Below are 19,284 nucleotides of genomic sequence, written 5' to 3'. Positions count from 1 at the left end.
ATAAGATAGGAGCTTAAGTTATGGAAAGAATTTCAGCACTGGGATTGGATTTGGGAAGCAAACGTATTGGTGTGGCTGGTTGTGATGGGACGGGTTTGATTGCTACTGGTTTAACTACTATTGATCGTACCTCATTTCAAAGGGATGTTGACCAACTGCGAGAGTTAGTTGAAACCAGAGAAGTGCAGCTACTGGTGGTAGGTTTGCCTTATTCGATGGATGGGACTCTGGGTTTCCAGGCACGAAAGGTGCAAAAATTGGCGACGCGATTAGCAGCAGCACTCCAGCTGCCGGTAGAGTATATCGATGAACGGCTTACCTCTTGGGAGGCTGAATCGCGACTCAAGGCGAGTAAGCGATCGCTTACCCAAAATAAAGGACTGATTGACCGTCACGCTGCTGCTATTATCCTACAACAGTGGTTAGATAGGCGGCGCTCAGCTAATCATAACAATCCCCCAGCCTCTGGGAATTGAATCCCTTCTTGATGGTGATAGAATAGAAAACTGTTGACTTATACTAATTAAACTTTATCAATGAGTCTAACTCAAGAACGTAAAACTGAAATTATTAATGGCTACCAGGTCCATGAAACTGACACTGGTTCGGCAGAGGTGCAAGTGGCTATCCTGACTGAGCGTATCAATACATTGAGTCTCCATCTACAAAGCCACAAAAAAGATTACTCGTCTAGACGGGGATTATTAAAGATGATCGGTCGCCGCAAGCGCTTACTTAGCTATATTCGTCAAGACGATCAACAACGGTATCAAAAATTGATTGAGCGCTTAGGTATTCGGGGTTAGACCCTAGTTGAATAGACCCTAGTGTAAAAGAGTGTATGTCTACTGAACCGTCACGGGAGCGATTGCCTTTTGAACCACGTCAAAAGCGCAAAAAGAACCCTAAAGCCCAAAATTCATCAACAAATCCCCAAACTACTCCAAAGGAAAAACCCAGTCAAACTACTGTCAAGCAAGATAAGAAGCAAAATAAGAAGCAAGATCAGCCAACGGCAGCCTCAAATGACTCAATGGCAATCCCCGATGTGGTCAGTAAAAGGATGGTGCGTCGGATGGGTCTAATGTGTGGTATTCCCAGTTTCTTAGGGATAGTTACATTTGTGGTTAGCTATTTATTGATCACACAGGTTGGGGTAGAGTTACCCCATGTGGCAGTGATTCTGGTGAGTATGGGATGCTTTGGTCTAGGTGTGTTGGGGTTGAGCTATGGTGTTCTTTCTGCTTCGTGGGAGGAAGATATACCAGGAACTTTTTTTGGTTGGCAAGAGTTCACCACTAACCTAGGCAGATTGACATCAGCATGGCGTGCTGCTAAGACAAAGAGTTAACCCTTTGGGAATCCTATGATCTCAGTTTGGGGATAAGTTTACCAGGTAGGAAGCCCAAAAGTGCTTCCTAACTAACCTGGGTAAGTAATTTGTTATGGTAATTAACATATTATTATATTAATTAGTTATATTTTTGCGTTCTTCCGCCTAAATCAAAGATTGTAGACAGGGAGTTCCCTCAAAATTTTGCTTAAAACAGATATCGCGACTAGTTAAACATTAATATAAGCCAAAAAGGCATATCTAGAGCAAGAAAGTGTTCTGTAGAATAATTAAAGCACTCTGTCAACAGCAAAGGGAGTAAAAGGGAGTAACTCGACCATCTCCCACCCACATTCCCAGACTGGGACTAAAGGCCCTAAGCTGTTAAAAATCTAGTTGTATGAGACACTCTAAGGGAAATCTTGGGTTTCAGCCTTAGAATTATGTTTGTTTTGATGTACAACCAATTAATCGGCTCTTAGTCGGCTCGTTTTTCCTCCCCGGTCATTAGACGCGGGGTTTATAAACTCACGAGGATTTTTTTATGATAGTAGTAATGAAGGTAGGCTCTCCAGAAGTCGAGGTGACTCGCCTGAGCCAGGAATTTAGCCAATGGGGGCTGACTCCAGAAAAAATTGTTGGTAAGCATAAAGTGGTGTTGGGTCTAGTCGGTGACACCGCTTCTTTAGACCCCCTACAAATTCAGGAAATTAGTCCGTGGATAGAACAGGTACTGCGGGTAGAGCAACCGTTTAAACGGGCTAGCCGTGAGTATCGTCATGGGGAAGCCAGTGAGGTATTAGTGCCAACGCCGAATGGACCTGTTGTGTTCGGTGAACACCATCCCTTGGTAATTGTTGCCGGTCCGTGCTCGGTGGAAAACGAGGAGATGATCGTGGAAACAGCACGGCGGGTTAAGGCATCAGGAGCCAAGTTCCTGCGGGGAGGTGCCTACAAACCCCGGACATCCCCCTATTCGTTCCAGGGTCATGGAGAAAGTGCCTTGGATTTGCTAGCCAAGGCACGGGAAGAAACTGGGTTGGGCATCATTACTGAAGTGATGGACACGGCTGATGTGGATAAAATTGGTATGGTAGCAGATGTTCTGCAAGTGGGTGCCCGTAACATGCAGAATTTTGCCCTACTGAAAAAAGTGGGGGCTCAAGATAAGCCAGTACTCCTGAAGCGGGGGATGTCAGCAACTATTGATGAGTGGTTGATGGCTGCTGAATATATCCTAGCAGCGGGCAATTCTAATGTGATTCTTTGTGAACGGGGAATTCGGACATTTGACCGTAAATACAGCCGGAATACCCTAGATCTTTCAGTAGTCCCAGTCTTGCGCACCCTCACTCACTTGCCGATTATGATTGACCCCAGTCACGGCACAGGGAAGTCGGATTATGTTCCAGCTATGGCAAAAGCAGCGATCGCAGCTGGAACTGACTCGTTGATGATCGAAGTTCACCCCAACCCCGCTAAAGCCCTGTCTGATGGACCACAATCTTTGACACCGGAGCGGTTTGACGAGTTGGTGAAAGAAATGGCGGTCATCGGCAAAGCCGTAGGGCGTTGGTCTGAATCTGCTGTGCCTGTTGCTACTCATTAGTAGTTAGTTCTTAGTGATGACCTGAGTTCGAGATTACTAACTTGATCCAGAACTCAGGTTAATTAAGACTGATAGCTAATAAGATAACTAAGAACTAATCAAACAAACACTCTGTGTTCTAGACAAGGCATCTGTTGGCGGACTTGTTGGAGGCGGTCTGGGTCAATTTCTGCGATCGCAACTCCTGGTGTGTCTCCAGCATCTGCCAAGATTACCCCCCAAGGGTCTACTATCATAGCATGACCATGGGTGTAGCGCATGGCATAGTGACGACCAGTTTGGGCTGGGGCAATGACATAGCAGGTGTTTTCTATGGCTCTAGCTTGGAGCAGAACTTGCCAATGGTCTTTGCCAGTGTAGGCGGTGAAGGCAGCAGGCACAAACAATACATCGGCTCCATTCTGGGATAAGTGTCTGTATAGTTCCGAGAATCGGACATCATAACACACAGAGAGTCCCAAATTGCCGAATTCTGGGGACGAGTAGACCTTGGGTAGTTCAGTTCCAGCCTTAACTGTCTCTGATTCTCTATAGGTATTCCCATCAGGAAGGTTAACATCAAATAGATGAGCTTTATGGTAGCGAGCTAGTTCATTGCCACTCGAACCGATGAGTAGGGCAGTATTGTAGACTTTACTAGTACCCACTGGTACGGGAAAGCCACCACCAAGGATGGTGACCTGGAACCGTTGCGCCATAGTTTTGATGAATTGTTCACTTTGCTCTGCGATCGCATCAGCGTGGGTAATTTTGTCTTCCTCTGTACCAAGAAAAGAAAAGTTTTCCGGTAAGCTAATCAGCTCAGCACCACGACGCACGGCTAGGTCGATCAGTTCTTCTGCCTGAACTAGGTTTTTTTCTAGGTCAGGGGAGCTAGTCATTTGAATGGCAGCTGCAAGATAGCACTTCATTATGATTCAACCCTAGAGTTTTCAATATAGACAGATATTAAATCTGATATTAAATCTATTTTCTATATTTTCCCCAGAATGCCCCAAACCAAATTAAAAAAAATTAATCACTGTTAGACTTCCCGTCGCAGAACCAGCACTGGACAGTGGGCAAATCGAACCACTCGCTCAGCTACTGACCCCAAGACAAATCGTTTCAGACCGGTATAGCCATGAGATGGGATCACAATCAGGTCAATAGCTTGTTCCCTGGCGTAGTCGATGATGTTTGAGGCAGGATTTCCGATGGTGACGTTGATATGAATTCCTTGGTATAGAGGTTCCTTGAATCTCTCAGAAAGCACGTTTTCCACATGGGATTTACGAGTCTGGCTATCTACCGTACGCCACATAACTCCCGGTTCACCAGGGTTGAGAGGAGGTAGGACATGGATAACGTATATATGAGATGCATCCTTGACAAAGTCTATTGTTTTTTCTAAAGCCTCAAAGGAGGTTTCAGAAAAATCAATTGGGACAAGTATACGGTCGGTGGCAAATAAGCTCATAGATTCACTCCTATGGCTTGTTTAAAAATATTATAAATACTAATCTTCTAGGAAGATTGAGTGACGGTAACTATTTTTCCAGCATTCAAGCGGTCCATATAGTCTTTAAGTTCAGTGGCTACTTTGCTACAGAGTAAGTAGCCACCGAAAAGATTAGGTAAACCCATAGAAAAAAGCATACTATCACTGAAATTAATGACTGCTTCTGGGTTAGCCACAGCTCCAATAAAGATGGTGATAAGAAATAATACTTTGTAGACAATCAACGTTCTCGAACCAAACAAATAATCCCAACAGATTTCACCATAGTAACTCCATGAAATCATGGTAGAGAAAGCAAAAAAGAACACAGAGATGGCAAGGAGGATGGGAAACCAACTAATTACACTCCCAAAAGCAGCAGCGGTCATTTCGGCACCACCGAAGTCAGCAAACTCAGGATTTTTGTATACTCCAGTGATGACTATTACTAGAGAAGTCATATTGCAGATGACCACAGTAACAATAAAAGGTTCGAGTAGGGCTATAATTCCTTCCCGCACTGGTTCCTCAGTCCTGGCAGCGGCGTGAGCCATGGCAGATGAACCAATACCTGCCTCATTAGTAAAGGTTGAACGCCTTAATCCCTGTACTAACACCCCAATCAAACCTCCCTCAACGGCTTGGGGAGAGAAGGCTTCTGTCACAATAGTTTCGATGGCAGATGGGATGCTGGAAAAATTGACAATTAGAATCCAGAGGGATGTCAAAATGTAGATCCCACACATGACGGGTACGATGGTACCAGCCACTAAGCCAATACGTTGAATGCCACCAATAATCACCAATGTCACTAGGCCAACCAGAATTAATCCATAAAGCCAGCCTCGATTGATCAGCCAGGGGACTACGCTGGCCATTACTTCAAAGGATTGGTTAGCTTGAAACATGCTCGAACCACCAAATGACCCAGCAATAGCAAAGATGCAAAATAGGAGGCTCACAATTTTCCCGAGTTTTTGATATCCCATTTCGGCTAAACCAGCCGAGAGGTAATACATTGGACCACCAGCTATAGTTCCGTCTGGTCTGACCACTCGATATTTTTGAGCCAGGGTACATTCTACAAATTTACTGCTCATGGCAAATAAGCCAGCAAGGGTCATCCAGAACGCAGCTCCTGGTCCTCCGATACTGATGGCAAAGGCAACACCGCCAATGCTACCGAGTCCAACACCAGCGGATAGGGCAGTTGATAGAGCTTGAAAGGAAGAGATTTCACCGTTTTGGTTGGGTTGCTCGTATTTGCCTAAGGCGATGTCAATGGCGTGTCGAAATCCCCAGATGTTGATGAAGTTCATCCTGAAGGTGAAGAATAGGCTACCACAGACTAGCCACAAGACAATCAGTGGCATACCACCGATGCTAAAGAAGAGTACATTAGATATGCCATTTAAGATTTGGTTAACAATAGCGGTGAGGTTAGTTAGAACCGAGTTGTTTGCTGCTAGAGCTAGAGTGGATGAGTAAAAAAAAATAGGATTTAGTGTCAACGTCTTTTAGCAATACTTTTTTACCAGGACTTACCGAGATTTCGAAGGGCAAAAGCCTTTAACTTATAGTTATGGGAATGAGCCCGTGGGGAATAAATTCCCCGTGAGCTAATTTTTATCTGGAATGCCGATACTGGCTATTTAGTATATAATAAAGAAGTGATCAAGCTGGGAAAATTACTCTTTGATATAAGTAGGCAGCGTAAAGAATGTGTCAAGAAAATGCACATTGCGCAAGTCTGGTCTAACGATCTGGTCGCCTGCGAAAGTCATTGGACAAAAAATTAGACAAAGCCTGGCAAGTCTTAGCAAAAACCATGAGTACGGTGGGGCACACCGGAACTTAGATCCATGATCTGAACGCTTGGGGAGATTTGGCCTCTACTGTGCTTGGTGTAAACCTGTCATGGCAAGTCAAGTCGTGGAGCCAAGAATCCCCCGGCTTATAGCTGTGGGGAGTGTCAAGTGTACTTTCCTGCTCGGATCAGGTGAAGGCATAGCAAAAGCTGGCACAACCAAGAAATCCTATCCATCGGAACAAACACTAACCAGCTACCTGTACGGCAACTATAGAAAAACAAATCCATGACCTACGCAATTATCGAAACTGGTGGCAAGCAACTGCGAGTCGAACCCGGTCGCTTTTACGACATCGAACTACTGCACGTTGAACCAGAGCAAAATGTCACCATCGACAAAGTCCTGTTCGTTAATCATGATGGTGAAATCAGCATCGGTCAGCCCTTAGTTGAAGGAGCAACCGTACAAGGAACGGTGATGCGACACTTTCGCGATCGCAAAATCATCGTCTACAAAATGCAGCCCAAGAAGAAAACCCGTAAGAAGCGGGGACACAGACAGGAAAAAACCCGTCTGATGATTGATGCTATTAGTATGAATGGTTCTGTGCTCGCCTCGGTTTCCAAAGCAGAGGAAGCACCAGTCTCAGCAGAAACTGCCCCTGAAGCACCAGCAACTGAAGCACCAGCAACTCAGGAAACCGCTGAAACTGCTCCGGAATAGTTTATGGCTCAGACTTGTGCATAGGGCAAAATTACCTCAAAATTCCCGTAAAAACACCTAAATATAAAGGAACATTATGGCTCATAAGAAAGGAACAGGAAGTACTCGTAACGGTCGTGACTCTAATTCCAAACGCCTAGGGGTCAAGCGCTACGGTGGTCAGTTTGTCAAGGCTGGCAACATCTTGGTACGTCAGCGAGGTACTAAGGTTCATCCTGGTACCAATGTTGGTCGCGGCGGTGATGACACTCTATTTGCCATGGCTGATGGCATAGTCACTTTTGAAAGAAGGGGCAAAAGCCAAAAAAAAGTCAGCGTTTACCCGGTTGAAACCGAAGCATCAGCTTAGATACAACAGTTTATAGTTGAGACTGAAATCCCTCCATCAGCAGTTGGCTGCTGTTGATGGTAACTGATGAGGCACCCCCGAGGGGGTGCTTTTCTCTTGAAAATATGTCTGGCAAAGACAAAAGGTAATGGGTAATGGGTAATCGTTAACTACCAATTACCCATTACCCGATAAGGGAGATGATAATTAGTCAACCGGTAAGCATTCAGCCGTCAGCTGTCAGCCGTCAGCTTTTAGCTCACGGCTGACAGCTTAAAATAAACCTTGAAAAGGATAATTTAATAGTTCCAGATTAATGAGAATTGAAAGTCTGGGGATTTGCCCTTGGCCGATAGCCACGCATCGCGCATAAGCTGATAGCTGATAGCTGATAGCTGAATGCTTACGTCAACCGGATTTAGACTTCACACTTGATAGGTCACACTTCATACTTTATGGCCCAACTTCTCTAATACAGGTCCAGTCGAAACCACGTGCCGTTCTAAACCCAGTTGCTTTGGACTAACCCCTAGCGCTAGGGCAACTAACTGGGGTAAATGCAATACTGGTAACCTGAACTGACGCCCAATCACCTTTTCTACCTCCGGTTGACGGGAGTCCAGATTAAGATGACACAACGGACAAGGGGTCACCATGCAGTCGGCACCAGCATCCAAGGCTTCCTGAATATGCCTCCCTGCCATCTTGAAGGATTGTTCTGTGGCATAACTAGAAATTGGCCAACCACAACATTGAGTACGACCTCGGTAATATACAGGTGTTGCTCCTACAGTGCGAAATACAGTTTCCATGGATTCTGGATGCACTGGGTCATCGTAGGGGATTGATGTCTGAGCTCGCAGCAAATAACAACCATAGAATGCAGCACATTTGAGTCCAGTTAGCTTACGACTCACCTGTGCGGCTAGGGCTTCCATGCCGTAATCTGCCACCAATGCCCACAGTAAATGCTTGACTTCCGTAGTGCCTTTGTAAGGAGAACAGCCTTCTTTTTTCAGCAAGCCATTGACTTTTTCCACATAAGCTGTGTCGGTCTCTTGGAATTCCTTTAAACGCTCATCTACATGACCAATTACTCCCTGACAGGTGCTGCAATGGGTTAACAGGGGTAGATTCAGCTCCTCAGCTAGGGCGATATTGCGAGCGTTAACAGTGTCTTCTAGGAGTTGGGAATCTTCTTTGAAGGTACCAGAACCACAACAAGCAGCTTTTTTCAACTCAATCAGTTCAATACCTAGCGCTTGGGTTAAAGCTGACGTAGATTGGTATAGTTCTCCACAGGCTCCTTGAGCAACACAGCCGGGAAAATAGGCATATTTGAGCGTAGCAGATGGCATAGTAATTTATACTTAATCGCCTTAAAGCGGTTAGAGATCAGCTCAAGGGTAACAGCTGATGCCCTAACCGTTACTAGCTTGTTCAAAATTCGTAACCGTAGCGCTTTAGTTCTTCGTGAAAAACGTACTGGACAATTTTTCGCGATCGCTCATTATAGTACTCTCGATAGTTTTTCTTTCTTTCTTCGGTTTTGTTGATCACTGGTATTTGCACTTTGAAGGGCACTCCAGCTTTATCCAGGACTCTGTCAAAATCATCCTGAAGGGTTTCAAAACGCATTACACTATCCATACCTTTGGTATAACTTCCATAGAGTGTATACGGTTCAGCGGGAAGACCTACAAACTGTTTAAGTCGGTTTCGATTAGTATTCCGAACCAGGGATTGAAGGGTTCGTTTCAGTCCATTGCCGTAAATAGAGCCATAGTGTTTCTCAATCCAATCATTAAATGAATGGGTTTTGCAAAATTCCATGTCTTCTATATAACCCGGTAGACGGTGAACCCATGACGTGGAGTCAGCGATAAAGTGTTGGTATTTTGAGGCTCTTTTTACATAGTCGGAAGCTAAACTGTCAAAAGGGTTGCGAATACAACTAAATTTTAGATAAGATGCTGCCTCTTTTTCTGTCAAAAGATTGCGTCTGAACATCTCTCGTAGAGAATGATGTCTTCTGTGCATCAAAAATTTTCCGTTGGCGTCTAGGATGTCTTGGGGGGGGACTAGTTCACCTTCTAGCTTTTTTTCGAGGACATCTTCTACTGCTGTGCAACCAGTTCGCGGTGCCATCAGGTAGAGTAAGCCGTATTTACGGCAAATCATTGCCATGAGCAAGCTCCTGTTATTCTAGGGATTATTATAAACAAGACGTAAGCTATCAGCATTCAGCATTCAGCTATCAGCATTCAGCTATCAGCATTCAGCTATCAGCATTCAGCTATCAGCTTTGGGCCTGTGGTCAGGCTACTGTTTGCGCAGCACCTCAAGTAGTGTGAGCTCTTAGCTGACGGCACCTCAAGTAGCGTGGCCAAAGGCCAACGGCTGACGGCTGACGGCTGACGGCTGACGGCTGATAGCTGACGGCTGATAGCTGAATGCTTAAGTTTATTGCTTTACTAGTTTCCACAGAAACGTTTTAATTTCGTAGGTTGGTTCAAGTTTATGGTTCCATTTGCCAATAAGTTCTGATTTATAGTTGTATTGTTTTTCGAATTTTTCTCGCAATTCCTTAGATGGATTATATAAAAATAAATCACTGAATTCATCGGTATTTTCGGGGATGATTAACTGTTTGCTTTTTTCGCCATTAGGCATCTTTACGGATTTGTCGCTTAACCAAGAAAACTTCACTTTGGAGTCGAGAAGGTAAGACAGGGAGATCACTTCCAGACTTTTTGTCAGCAAGAGGGGTTGGTCAGCCTGGTTAATGATTGCTGCTACCTGGGTATGGTTAGCACTAGTATACTTGTTCCACCAAAATTCTGCTTGAGAACTGATCACACAGGATAGAATTCCACCAGACAGTAGCAAAATCATTCCGAGTCGCCATAGCTTCTGTTGCCATACTCCCTGAAAAATACTAGTTACTTTGTTAGTTATTTTGTTAGTAAATAGGTAAGCAACTGCTAGCTGAATACCAAGATAACAGGGAATTAGATAGCGAGTTACGCTAGAACGCTTGCCTCCGGAAATTAAATCCGGTAGCACTAGGGCTAAGGCGGTAACTCCAATTAATGTCAAGATGAATAGACTAACTCGTTTGGGACTATGACGACAGAGAAAGTAAATGGCATAGCCGACTAGGATTAAGATTATTACAGAGACCACTACGCTGGGGAAATTTAAGCCTTGGTTGAGATCAAAGAAACTCCGATTAATATTAATCAGCCAGGTTTGGGCTAATGATGATAAGGGAACTTCTTTGAGTGCCCATTTGGTTTTGCTGGATACCTTAGAAAGGTTACTGTTAGAAACCAGTAACCAAGGGACAAATACCATCAAAGCCATTAACGATGATAGCCCATAGTAAACAATAATTTTACTGAAGCGGAACCGTTCTGTTACCAGTACATAGATGCCATGGCTGATGGCTACTAAGATAGAAAATAAAAAGGTATAAAATCCTGTCACTAACGTGAGGGCGTAAATTCCCCAGGTAGAGATAAAGTGTAGGATGTCTCTAATCTTACTGGTGGTGTTTCTTGGTTTGGTTAAGCGTATTGCCCGTAACAGTGCTGCACTTGATAGCAAAATAGTTACGCCCCATAAGCCATACTGTCTTGCTGCTTGGGCATACAATACCTGAAAGGGAGAAACGGCAACTAAGGCCATAGCTACCCATCCCACCAAGGACGACTCGAATAATTCTTGACATAACCAATAGATAGCAGGAAACATCAGCAAGCTAATCAGAGCTGAAAAACTTCTCCTCACTGCTACTGAATTCCCAAATAACTGCCCCCAAAATCGCGCCATCACGTAATAGAATGGGGGATGTTGAGGTTCTTCAAACGCCAATCCCTTAATCGTACCAATCAAAGTTTTTTCCGGATTTGTCTGCTGATACTTATGTAATTCTTTAATAGCGATCGCATCCCCATTGGAAATTTCTGGTATCATGTCTGACAATCGATAACCAGAAATCCGTAGCGAGGTAAAGGTTTCATCAATCCAGTAGTTTTTTTTGTCAATATTTACGAATCGAAACACTATTCCTAGCATCAACAGGATAATAATTAAAAGCCCTAACCAAGTTGATGTAAATCTACGAGTTTGCTGCAATTTGTTTACCATATAGGTTTACCATAGATGATATTCATTGTTATGAAGTACATTCAATTTTCTTACCGCGACTCCCTCGGTGCGCTTTCCGTTGGCGAATTAAATTCGCCACGGGTCGCACCGCTCCCGACTCCCTAAAACCTTTTGCTGTTGACGGTCAACAGTCAACAGTCAACAGTCAACAGTCAACCGGTTATCATTATTTTTGCGTCACTCGCCAGTTGAGTTTTAGATTAATCCAGAAATTCCAGAAAGTAACGGCTGCGATCGCAATACCATTTGCAATCAGATAGTTAATTCCCAGGAGATTAAACAACAGATTCAACAACAGCACATTTAGGCACAAACCGATCAAACAGACCAGGTTAAACTTCAAAAACCGTTTCAAGCGCTTACCCCATCCCCACTGCTGACTCGCTATATCCCTAAATGTCCAGGCATCGTTCCAAATAAAGTTATTCATAATGGCCGCTTCAGCAGCAATAATTTTACTGCGGGTGAGTCCCCAACCCAAACTAGCAGGGTCATGGAGTAAGTAAAGCACAGTCATATCCACAAATACCCCACTGAATCCCACTAAGCCAAAACGAATAAACCGCTTTAAGGGGAAGGGAATGCCTTTTCTAAGTTTACCAATGGTTCCGAGAGAAAACCTTAACCGGAGTAAGTGTCTAATATAGTCTACATACTGTTTCCAGGTAACTTTGCTCTCTCCTGAGAGTCTCTCTTGAAATACATAGCCAACTTCTGCAATTCGGCCAATTTTTCCCCTAGCCAGCACTTCAATTAGAATCTTGTACCCCAGAGGATTGAGGTCTTTTTCCTGAATGGCACTACGGCGTACCATAAAAAAACCGCTCATTGGGTCAGAAACACGACCGATAACTTCTGGTAAAATCGATAATCCTAAAAGTTGAGCACCTCTGGATAAGAAACGCCTCACTACACTCCAATCACTAACACCACCATCGTCTACATGACGACTGGCAATAGCGATATCGGCTCCATCCTCCATTGCTACCAAAAGTTTTACTAATATCTCTGGTGGATGCTGTAAATCCCCATCAATTACCCCCAAAATTTTTCCAGTACCTACCTTCCAGCCGTGAATAACTGCTGTAGATAACCCCCGTTCATGCTGACGGCGAATTACCTGTAACTGTGGATAGTCCGACATCAGAGCCTGGGCGATTTCCCAGGTACGATCAGGACTATCGTCATCTACTACAATTAGTTCGTATTGGTTTGGTATAGCTTCATCGAGCAAATTGCTCAGGATTCTAATTAGCTCCCCGATGTTTCTACTCTCGTTATAGGTGGGAATCACCAAGGATAAGGAAGAATCACTAAGGTGAGATTCTTCTGGTGTTATGTAGTCATTACTGGTATCCAAAGACATACTCTCTTGGTTGATGGAATTTTTTTTAGGTTAATGGTGCTAGATGTTAGATGTTAGGTTTTGGGTTAATGGTGTTAGTACTTAATGTCTAGCGCGCCTAATACCTAGTGCTATCAAGCCTATGGCATTAGTCATTAGTTTAGTTATTAGTCACTAGTTATCAGTCATTAGTCAAAATACGTAAGCATTCAGCTATCAGCTATCAGCTATCAGTGCTATCAGACCAATTAAAGTAGGGTGGGCAAAGTAGTATAATCTAGAATACTCAAAAGAAGCAAACTGTTTTTGCCCACCCTACAAGCTGCTATCAGCGTGTCGCGGATCAGACCAATTAAAGTAGGGTGGGCAAAGTAGTATAATCTAGAATACTCAAAAGAAGCAAACTGTTTTTGCCCACCCTACAAGCTGCTATCAGCGTGTCGCGGATCAGACCAATTAAAGTAGGGTGGGCAAAGTAGTATAATCTAGAATACTCAAAAGAAGCAAACTGTTTTTGCCCACCCTACAAGCTGCTATCAGCGTGTCGCGGATCAGACCAATTAAAGTAGGTTGGGCAAAGTAGTATAATCTAGAATACTCAAAAGAAGCAAACTGTTTTTGCCCACCCTACAAGCTATCAGCCAAAGTCTGACGGCTGACCGCTGACGGCTGAATGCTTACCAAAATACTAATGAGTAATGAGCAACGACTCCCCAATCAGGCTTGAGCGTAATGGTTTAGTAGTTGCTCTATGTTAGTTGCTCTATGTTGCTCTATTTAGTTGATCTATTTATAATCCTACAGTAGAATTATACTAATTTATTCAGGGTGTCAAGTAGTCAACCTCAAACCTGTCTATCAATCCTGGTCGTGCCCTGAATTTGAGGGTTCAATCCCATCTAATCACGGGGAAACTTCCCATAACTTTATGTAACTGACGTTATGTAAATATTTCGTGATGTGTTTAGGGGCTCAAACTCTCTACTTAACCAAAGGCTAGGGGAATTAGGCGGGGATTATGTAAAGATTATGTAAAGTTTTAAGCTAATCAAATTATTTGCTTATTATTAAGGATTAAGCTTATGAAGCTAAGTGTTGTAATACCCTGTTTTAACGAAGTCAACACAATTGCCAATGTTATTGAAGCTGTCAAAGCATCTCCGGTTAAAGAGTGCGAAATTATTGTTGTCGATGACTACTCAACGGATGGCACTAGAGAGATTTTAGAGTCATCACTAGAATCCCAGATTGACCATGTTGTCTATCATCACAAGAATCGGGGCAAAGGAGCTGCCTTACGGACTGGGTTTGGCTTGGCTACTGGAGATATCGTAATCGTTCAAGACGCTGATTTAGAGTACGATCCCCAGGAATATCCCTTGTTAATGCAGCCGATTATTGATGGCAAAGCGGATGTGGTTTATGGCTCCCGTTTCGCTGGCGGTGGTCCCCATCGGGTAGTGTACTACTGGCATATGGTGGGCAATAAATTTTTAACCATGCTCTCCAATATGTTTACCAATATTAACCTTACCGATATGGAAACCTGCTATAAGGCATTCCGGCGTGATCTTATCCAATCTATCAAAATCGAAGAATCTCGGTTTGGCTTTGAACCAGAAATTACTGCTAAGGTTGCCAAAAAGAAATGCCGCATCTATGAAGTAGGAATATCTTACTATGGTCGCACTTACGAAGAAGGAAAAAAAATTGGCTGGAGGGATGGGTTTCGGGCAATATTATGTATCCTAAAATACAATCTTTTTCCTTAGTCATAATCTGATGGTGGGCAGTCATAATCCGATGGTGGGCAGTGCCGAGCAACCCTATTACAAACTTCGGAATCTGTCTGATACACTGCCCACCCTACATGAACTTTTGGTTAATCACTTACTCCCTATTCCCTATTCCCTATTCCCTATTCCCTATTCCCTATTCCCTATTCCCTATTCCCTACTCCCTTTGCTATAATAACTAACTATGTTGGCTTTGCTCCCTCTGATTACCTTCACTGTTTTATTTCTCTTCATCTATCGTTACAATTATTGCTGGCGTAGTTCCCTATTGTGGGCAGCTATTACCTGGGGAGTCTTATTAACCTTTATCACTGAAGTTTTAAGTTTATTTAAGTTAATTACTTGGGGTTGGATAGCGGGAATCTGGGGTTTATTGAGTCTGACGTTGATTTTTGCTTACTTTCGGACTGTTAAACCAGGACGAGTCACCCGCACCCAGGATTCACAACATGGGATTGGGCAAAATGGGATTGGGCAAAGCTCACCCTCCACGAATGGGCAAAATCCAAACAATGGGAATGCCCAAATCTCTGGTTTTTTACTGGTATTACTTGGAGGTATAGGATTTCTGGTCGCTACCGTAGGCTTAACTGCTATCGTTGCGCCTCCCAATACCTGGGATTCCATGACTTACCACATGAGTCGTGTCCTTCATTGGATGCAGCATCACAGTGTTGCTCATTATCCTACCCATATTCCCAGACAGCTTTACCAAAACCCTTGGGCTGAATTTACGATCATGCATTTTCAACTCTTGAGTAGGAGCGATCGCTTAGCTAATCTTGTCCAATGGTTCAGTATGATTGGTAGCGTGATTGGGGTATCTCTGATTGCTAAAGAATTGGGAGCGGCGATACGAGGACAGGTTTTTGCTGCTGTAGTCGCTGCTACTATTCCGATGGGAATCCTACAAGGGTCAAGTACCCAGAATGATTATGTGGTTTCGTTCTGGGTGATTTGTTTGGCTTACTTTATTATTTTGACTCTCAAATCCAGAGTTAGCTGGATTAATATATTAGGGGTTGGTGCTACCATGGGGATGGCTATTGTTACGAAAGCAACAGCCTATATTTATGCATTTCCCTTATTTATCTGGTTTTCACTGATGATGATTAAGCGCCTACGTTGGCGATGGTGGAAACCAATTTTAACGGTAGGGGTTATTGTTATTTTAATTAATCTCGGTCACTATATCCGTAACTTCGATTTGTATGGCACTCCAATTGCCACGGCTTCAGAAGAACTACGATATACTAATGAAATTTTTACAACCTCAGTCTTAGTCTCCAATATTTTGAGAAATATTGGTCTTCATATGGGAACAAATAGTAAGATAATTAATCCTATATCCCATAAGATAATTAGTTTATTCCATCTTGTTTTAAGTGTAGATATCAGTGACCCCCGCACGACCTATACCGGAAAGTTTGGGATTCCTGGTGGATTATCAACTCTGGGAATTAATGCTACGGAAAACAACACTAGCAACACCCTTCATCTAGTTTTAATCGTTTTCTCCATCATCGCTTGTTTCATCCAACGACAGGGTCGAAAGCAACGCTATATACTCAGTTATATTGCTGTGATTATTAGCATATTTATACTATTTTGTTTCCTGTTGAAATGGCAATGGTGGAACAGTCGGCTTCATTTACCAATTTTCTTACTTTTTTCTGCAGTAGTCGGAATAGTATTGTCCCAAATTAAGTTACGTCAAGTTGCCAATGTTATAGCAGTGCTTTTGATTATCACATCATTACCATGGGCATTATCTGGCAGAGAACGACCTCTTCTGGGCGCTAACAGTATTTTCAACACTAGCCGTACTGAGCAATATTTTAACAGTAGGTCTCGAATCCAATCAGGTTACCTCGGTGCTATTGATGTTTTGAAAAGTAGTAAATGTACAGATATTGGACTGTATTTAGGTGACAATGACTGGGAATACCCATTATGGATACTGTTACAAGAACAGACTGATTCACCAGTGAGGATTGAACATATAAACGTTAAGAATACATCAGCCAGCAAGTCTGAACTTTCCACCAATAGCAAATTTATTCCTTGTGGAATTTTTTCAACTAAACCTGAACCTGATCAAACTAACCAAGCTGAGGAAATAACTTACCAAAATAGAATTTATCCTCAAGCTTGGTCAAAAGATAAGGTCAAAATTTTCCTTAGTCAAAAAAAATCCTGATTTTATCCGTAATTCTAAATTAGATTTTAGCTATCAGCGGTCAGCGTTCAGCCGTCAGCCTTGTGGCACAGGCTTTGGCCTTGGCCTTTTGGCCTTTTGGCCACGCTACGCGAACGGCCACGCGTGCGCGAATGGCCACGCTGTGCGAACGACGCTGTGAGGTAACTCAGCATTATTCCAATGCTTACTTGTTTTATTCCAAAGCTGATAGCACCTCAAGTAGCGTGCGCGTAGCGCATTAGCTGATAGCTGAATGCTTACAACAAATGGTTACCTGTTTTATTCAAAAACTGATAGCTATTAGCTGATGGCTGATAACTGATAGCTGATGGCTGTTCGCGAAGCGTGCGCGTAGCGCATTGGCTGATAGCTGATGGCTGATAGCTGATGGCTGAGCTATGCTGGAGGCAAGTGTTTAATGACCCTCTTGATTAGCTGGATGAATTGGATATTTTCAGGACCTTTAAAGGTAGAAAAAGTCACCGTTGCGATCGCGGATTTACCTACGTCATTGCGAGGCACAAAACTTGTACAACTATCCGATTTACATTATGATCGACAGCAGTTACGAGAAAATATCTTAGCTGACGCTATTGAAGCCGCTAATCAAGCTGAACCTGATCTAGTCGTGTTAACTGGCGACTACGTAACCAATAGCCCGACTCCTATTTATCTACTAGCGCGGCGATTGAAGTACCTGGAAAGTCGCCATGGAATCTATGCTATACTGGGTAACCATGATTTAGCCTGGCGTCATTCAAAAGCAACAATTACTCAGGCTCTAACTAAGATTGGTGTGAAGGTGTTGTGGAATGCGATCGCTTATCCGTTTGGAGCACAATTACCTCTAGTAGGACTTGCTGATTTTTGGTCTGGTGATTTCAATCCTGGTCCAGTGCTCAATCAAATTGACCCCAAAACACCCCGGATTGTCTTATCCCACAACCCTGATACTGCGGAGATATTACAGCGTTGGCGAGTGGATTTGCAGTTGTCTGGTCATACCCATGGTGGTCAGATTGTGATTCCAGGAATCGGACCTGCGCCAGCATTGTTGAAAACCCTCCGGAAGTATATTCCTAAATCTGTGCAGCCCTGGATACCGTATTTGAAAGTATGTTCAAAAGTAACTAAGCACTGGGAATGGTCTGAGGGTTTACATTCGATCGGTAAAAATCAGTTGTATACTAATCGTGGTTTAGGAACTTATTGGCCAGGTCGTCTATTTTGTCCACCAGAAGTTACAGTAATTACATTGAATTAAGAATGTAGAATTAAGAATGTAGAATTAAGAATGGGGAATTAAGAATGTAGAATTAAGAATGGGGAATTAAGAATGTAGAATTAAGAATGGGGAATTAAGAATGTAGAATTAAGAATGGGGAATTAAGAATGGGGAATTAAGAATGTAGAATTAAGAATGGGGAATTAAGAATGGGGAATTAAGAATGTAGAATTAAGAATGTAGAATTAAGAATGGGGAATTAAGAATGGGGAATTAAAAATTAAGAATTAAGAATGTAGAATTAAGAATGTAGAATTAAGAAGGCAGAAGCCAGAAGCCAGAAGCCAGAAGCCAGAAGCCAGAAGCCAGAAGCCAGAAGCCAGGGGAGCATCTCATTTTGGAAACAATATTACCCAAAGCAACTATATTTCAAGGGTTTCAGCCCCCTAACAAGAGCTAACGTGCCAAATTGGGATGCTCCCGAAGCCAGAAGCCAGAAGCCAGAAGGTAGCATGTATAATTCTAAATTCTAAATTCTAAATTCTAAATTATTAATTCTAAATTCCCAATTCTAAATTCTAAATTCTAAATTCTATAATTACGTTAGTAAATAGCCAGTTTTTTGTTCAATGTAGTCTATTATCTTATGATAAATTTCTGGATATTTTTGTTCGCTAATAATGATGGGCATGGAACTGTCAGGTAACCAAAAGGTTAATCTCTGATTTGGGTAGTGACAAAAACTACTGATTTTGTTGAGGTCAAGGATATAATCATGACGCTCGTAACTGAATGTAATCCAAAAACCAGAAGGTGATCGTGCTGATAACTTTTGAATGTAGTTCACCACTCGTTGATAACCGTCTGGGTCACTTTGACGGTTGATAATAATGGGAATAGTACTATCGGGTAACCAGAAGGTTATTTTTCCGTTGGGTCCATGGGTGAATGTACTAAGCCGATCCAGATCAATGACATATTCTCGATGATCGTAATTAACTTTTATCCAGTAACTCACAAAACCTCCTTATTGACATAATGGGTTGGTAATACTAGCAATTACCAATTCGAACGAGTCCAGTTAATCACTTTAGCAAAGGGAACAGGAAACAAAAATTATCACAATTCCTATACGGATTGCTCTTCTTATTCAGATTACTGGTTACTTCTTGTTAATTAACACTTGTTACTTGTTACTGGGAGCATTTCACCTTTGTAATTATGTACATATATCCCCCCTAACCCCCCTTAATCAAGGGGG

The 19,284-nt window shown here is 42.9% G+C and carries 20 protein-coding genes; 11 read left to right on the top strand and 9 right to left on the bottom strand.

All coding sequences use genetic code 11. From position 1 onward, the window contains the following. Positions 1-20: 20 nt before the first annotated feature. The 4 genes from ruvX (at position 21) to aroF (ending at position 2,942) form a co-directional block, all read left to right on the top strand. Positions 21-476: a Holliday junction resolvase RuvX gene (gene ruvX, locus F6K64_RS17940; RefSeq protein ID WP_008188497.1), complete on the top strand. Its 456-nt coding sequence runs from the start codon at positions 21-23 to the stop codon at positions 474-476. Between the two features lie 60 nt (positions 477-536). After that, entirely contained in the window at positions 537-806 is a 270-nt protein-coding gene (rpsO, locus tag F6K64_RS17935; protein ID WP_008188496.1) for a 30S ribosomal protein S15, read from the top strand. 35 nt (positions 807-841) lie between these two features. Beyond that, positions 842-1,351 (top strand): PAM68 family protein, encoded by a 510-nt coding sequence (locus F6K64_RS17930; protein WP_008188495.1) that lies wholly within the window; start codon positions 842-844, stop codon positions 1,349-1,351. Positions 1,352-1,877: 526 nt separating this feature from the next. Next, the gene (gene aroF / locus F6K64_RS17925) at positions 1,878-2,942 is read left to right on the top strand and encodes a 3-deoxy-7-phosphoheptulonate synthase (RefSeq protein ID WP_287265941.1); all 1,065 of its coding nucleotides are present in this window, start codon (positions 1,878-1,880) and stop codon (positions 2,940-2,942) included. Between the two features lie 98 nt (positions 2,943-3,040). On the opposite strand, the gene F6K64_RS17920 is transcribed toward aroF, so the two are convergent. The 3 genes from F6K64_RS17920 to F6K64_RS17910 form a co-directional block, all read right to left on the bottom strand. Beyond that, positions 3,041-3,853: a carbon-nitrogen hydrolase family protein gene (locus F6K64_RS17920; RefSeq protein ID WP_287265940.1), complete on the bottom strand. Its 813-nt coding sequence runs from the start codon at positions 3,851-3,853 to the stop codon at positions 3,041-3,043. 113 nt (positions 3,854-3,966) lie between these two features. Then, positions 3,967-4,401, bottom strand: coding sequence for a universal stress protein (locus F6K64_RS17915; protein ID WP_287265938.1), 435 nt, complete (start codon positions 4,399-4,401; stop codon positions 3,967-3,969). A 47-nt stretch (positions 4,402-4,448) separates the two neighbouring features. Further along, the gene (locus tag F6K64_RS17910; RefSeq protein WP_502708044.1) at positions 4,449-5,933 is read right to left on the bottom strand and encodes an alanine/glycine:cation symporter family protein; all 1,485 of its coding nucleotides are present in this window, start codon (positions 5,931-5,933) and stop codon (positions 4,449-4,451) included. A 585-nt stretch (positions 5,934-6,518) separates the two neighbouring features. Between F6K64_RS17910 and rplU the strand changes: the two genes are divergently transcribed. Beyond that, positions 6,519-6,956 carry a 50S ribosomal protein L21 gene (gene rplU / locus F6K64_RS17905; RefSeq protein WP_008188488.1) on the top strand — a complete coding sequence of 146 codons (438 nt, stop codon included), beginning with the start codon at positions 6,519-6,521 and terminating at the stop codon, positions 6,954-6,956. 76 nt (positions 6,957-7,032) lie between these two features. Continuing rightward, the gene (rpmA, locus tag F6K64_RS17900) at positions 7,033-7,305 is read left to right on the top strand and encodes a 50S ribosomal protein L27 (protein ID WP_008188487.1); all 273 of its coding nucleotides are present in this window, start codon (positions 7,033-7,035) and stop codon (positions 7,303-7,305) included. A 425-nt stretch (positions 7,306-7,730) separates the two neighbouring features. Here the strand turns inward: rpmA and F6K64_RS17895 are convergent, their stop codons facing one another. The 5 genes from F6K64_RS17895 to F6K64_RS17875 all read right to left on the bottom strand — a co-directional run bounded on the left by F6K64_RS17895 (position 7,731) and on the right by F6K64_RS17875 (position 12,823). After that, entirely contained in the window at positions 7,731-8,642 is a 912-nt protein-coding gene (locus tag F6K64_RS17895) for a CoB--CoM heterodisulfide reductase iron-sulfur subunit B family protein (protein ID WP_287251649.1), read from the bottom strand. Positions 8,643-8,724: 82 nt separating this feature from the next. After that, a complete protein-coding gene (locus F6K64_RS17890) occupies positions 8,725-9,471 on the bottom strand; it encodes a sulfotransferase family 2 domain-containing protein (protein WP_071102962.1) in 747 nt (248 codons plus the stop codon). Between the two features lie 154 nt (positions 9,472-9,625). Continuing rightward, the gene (locus F6K64_RS17885) at positions 9,626-9,769 is read right to left on the bottom strand and encodes a hypothetical protein (protein ID WP_165691865.1); all 144 of its coding nucleotides are present in this window, start codon (positions 9,767-9,769) and stop codon (positions 9,626-9,628) included. After that, entirely contained in the window at positions 9,748-11,436 is a 1,689-nt protein-coding gene (locus F6K64_RS17880) for a glycosyltransferase family 39 protein (protein ID WP_287251646.1), read from the bottom strand. The genes F6K64_RS17885 and F6K64_RS17880 overlap by 22 nt, the downstream gene beginning before the upstream one ends. A 187-nt stretch (positions 11,437-11,623) precedes the next feature. Further along, a complete protein-coding gene (locus F6K64_RS17875) occupies positions 11,624-12,823 on the bottom strand; it encodes a glycosyltransferase (protein ID WP_287251645.1) in 1,200 nt (399 codons plus the stop codon). Between the two features lie 1,061 nt (positions 12,824-13,884). Here F6K64_RS17875 and F6K64_RS17870 point away from each other — a divergent pair. The 5 genes from F6K64_RS17870 (at position 13,885) to F6K64_RS17850 (ending at position 18,062) form a co-directional block, all read left to right on the top strand. Continuing rightward, complete coding sequence (locus F6K64_RS17870) at positions 13,885-14,574, top strand: glycosyltransferase family 2 protein (protein ID WP_008188476.1); 690 nt, start codon at positions 13,885-13,887, stop codon at positions 14,572-14,574. A 10-nt stretch (positions 14,575-14,584) separates the two neighbouring features. Then, positions 14,585-14,773, top strand: coding sequence for a hypothetical protein (locus F6K64_RS17865; RefSeq protein ID WP_008188473.1), 189 nt, complete (start codon positions 14,585-14,587; stop codon positions 14,771-14,773). Positions 14,774-14,782: 9 nt separating this feature from the next. Then, on the top strand, positions 14,783-16,798 hold the full coding sequence (locus F6K64_RS17860) for an ArnT family glycosyltransferase (protein WP_287265937.1): 2,016 nt from the start codon (positions 14,783-14,785) through the stop codon (positions 16,796-16,798). A gap of 62 nt (positions 16,799-16,860) precedes the next feature. After that, positions 16,861-17,040: a hypothetical protein gene (locus tag F6K64_RS17855; RefSeq protein WP_287265936.1), complete on the top strand. Its 180-nt coding sequence runs from the start codon at positions 16,861-16,863 to the stop codon at positions 17,038-17,040. Between the two features lie 197 nt (positions 17,041-17,237). Beyond that, positions 17,238-18,062, top strand: coding sequence for a metallophosphoesterase (locus tag F6K64_RS17850; RefSeq protein ID WP_502708045.1), 825 nt, complete (start codon positions 17,238-17,240; stop codon positions 18,060-18,062). A 559-nt stretch (positions 18,063-18,621) separates the two neighbouring features. Here the strand turns inward: F6K64_RS17850 and F6K64_RS17845 are convergent. After that, positions 18,622-19,041 carry a hypothetical protein gene (locus F6K64_RS17845; protein WP_008188465.1) on the bottom strand — a complete coding sequence of 140 codons (420 nt, stop codon included), beginning with the start codon at positions 19,039-19,041 and terminating at the stop codon, positions 18,622-18,624. Positions 19,042-19,284 lie beyond the last annotated feature (243 nt).

It is taken from the genome of Moorena sp. SIO3A2 (assembly GCF_010672265.1).
Classification (GTDB): Bacteria; Cyanobacteriota; Cyanobacteriia; order Cyanobacteriales; family Coleofasciculaceae; genus Moorena; species Moorena producens.
Note: the sequence above shows the minus strand (reverse complement) of the source record. Positions and strands in the feature narration are given on the sequence as shown.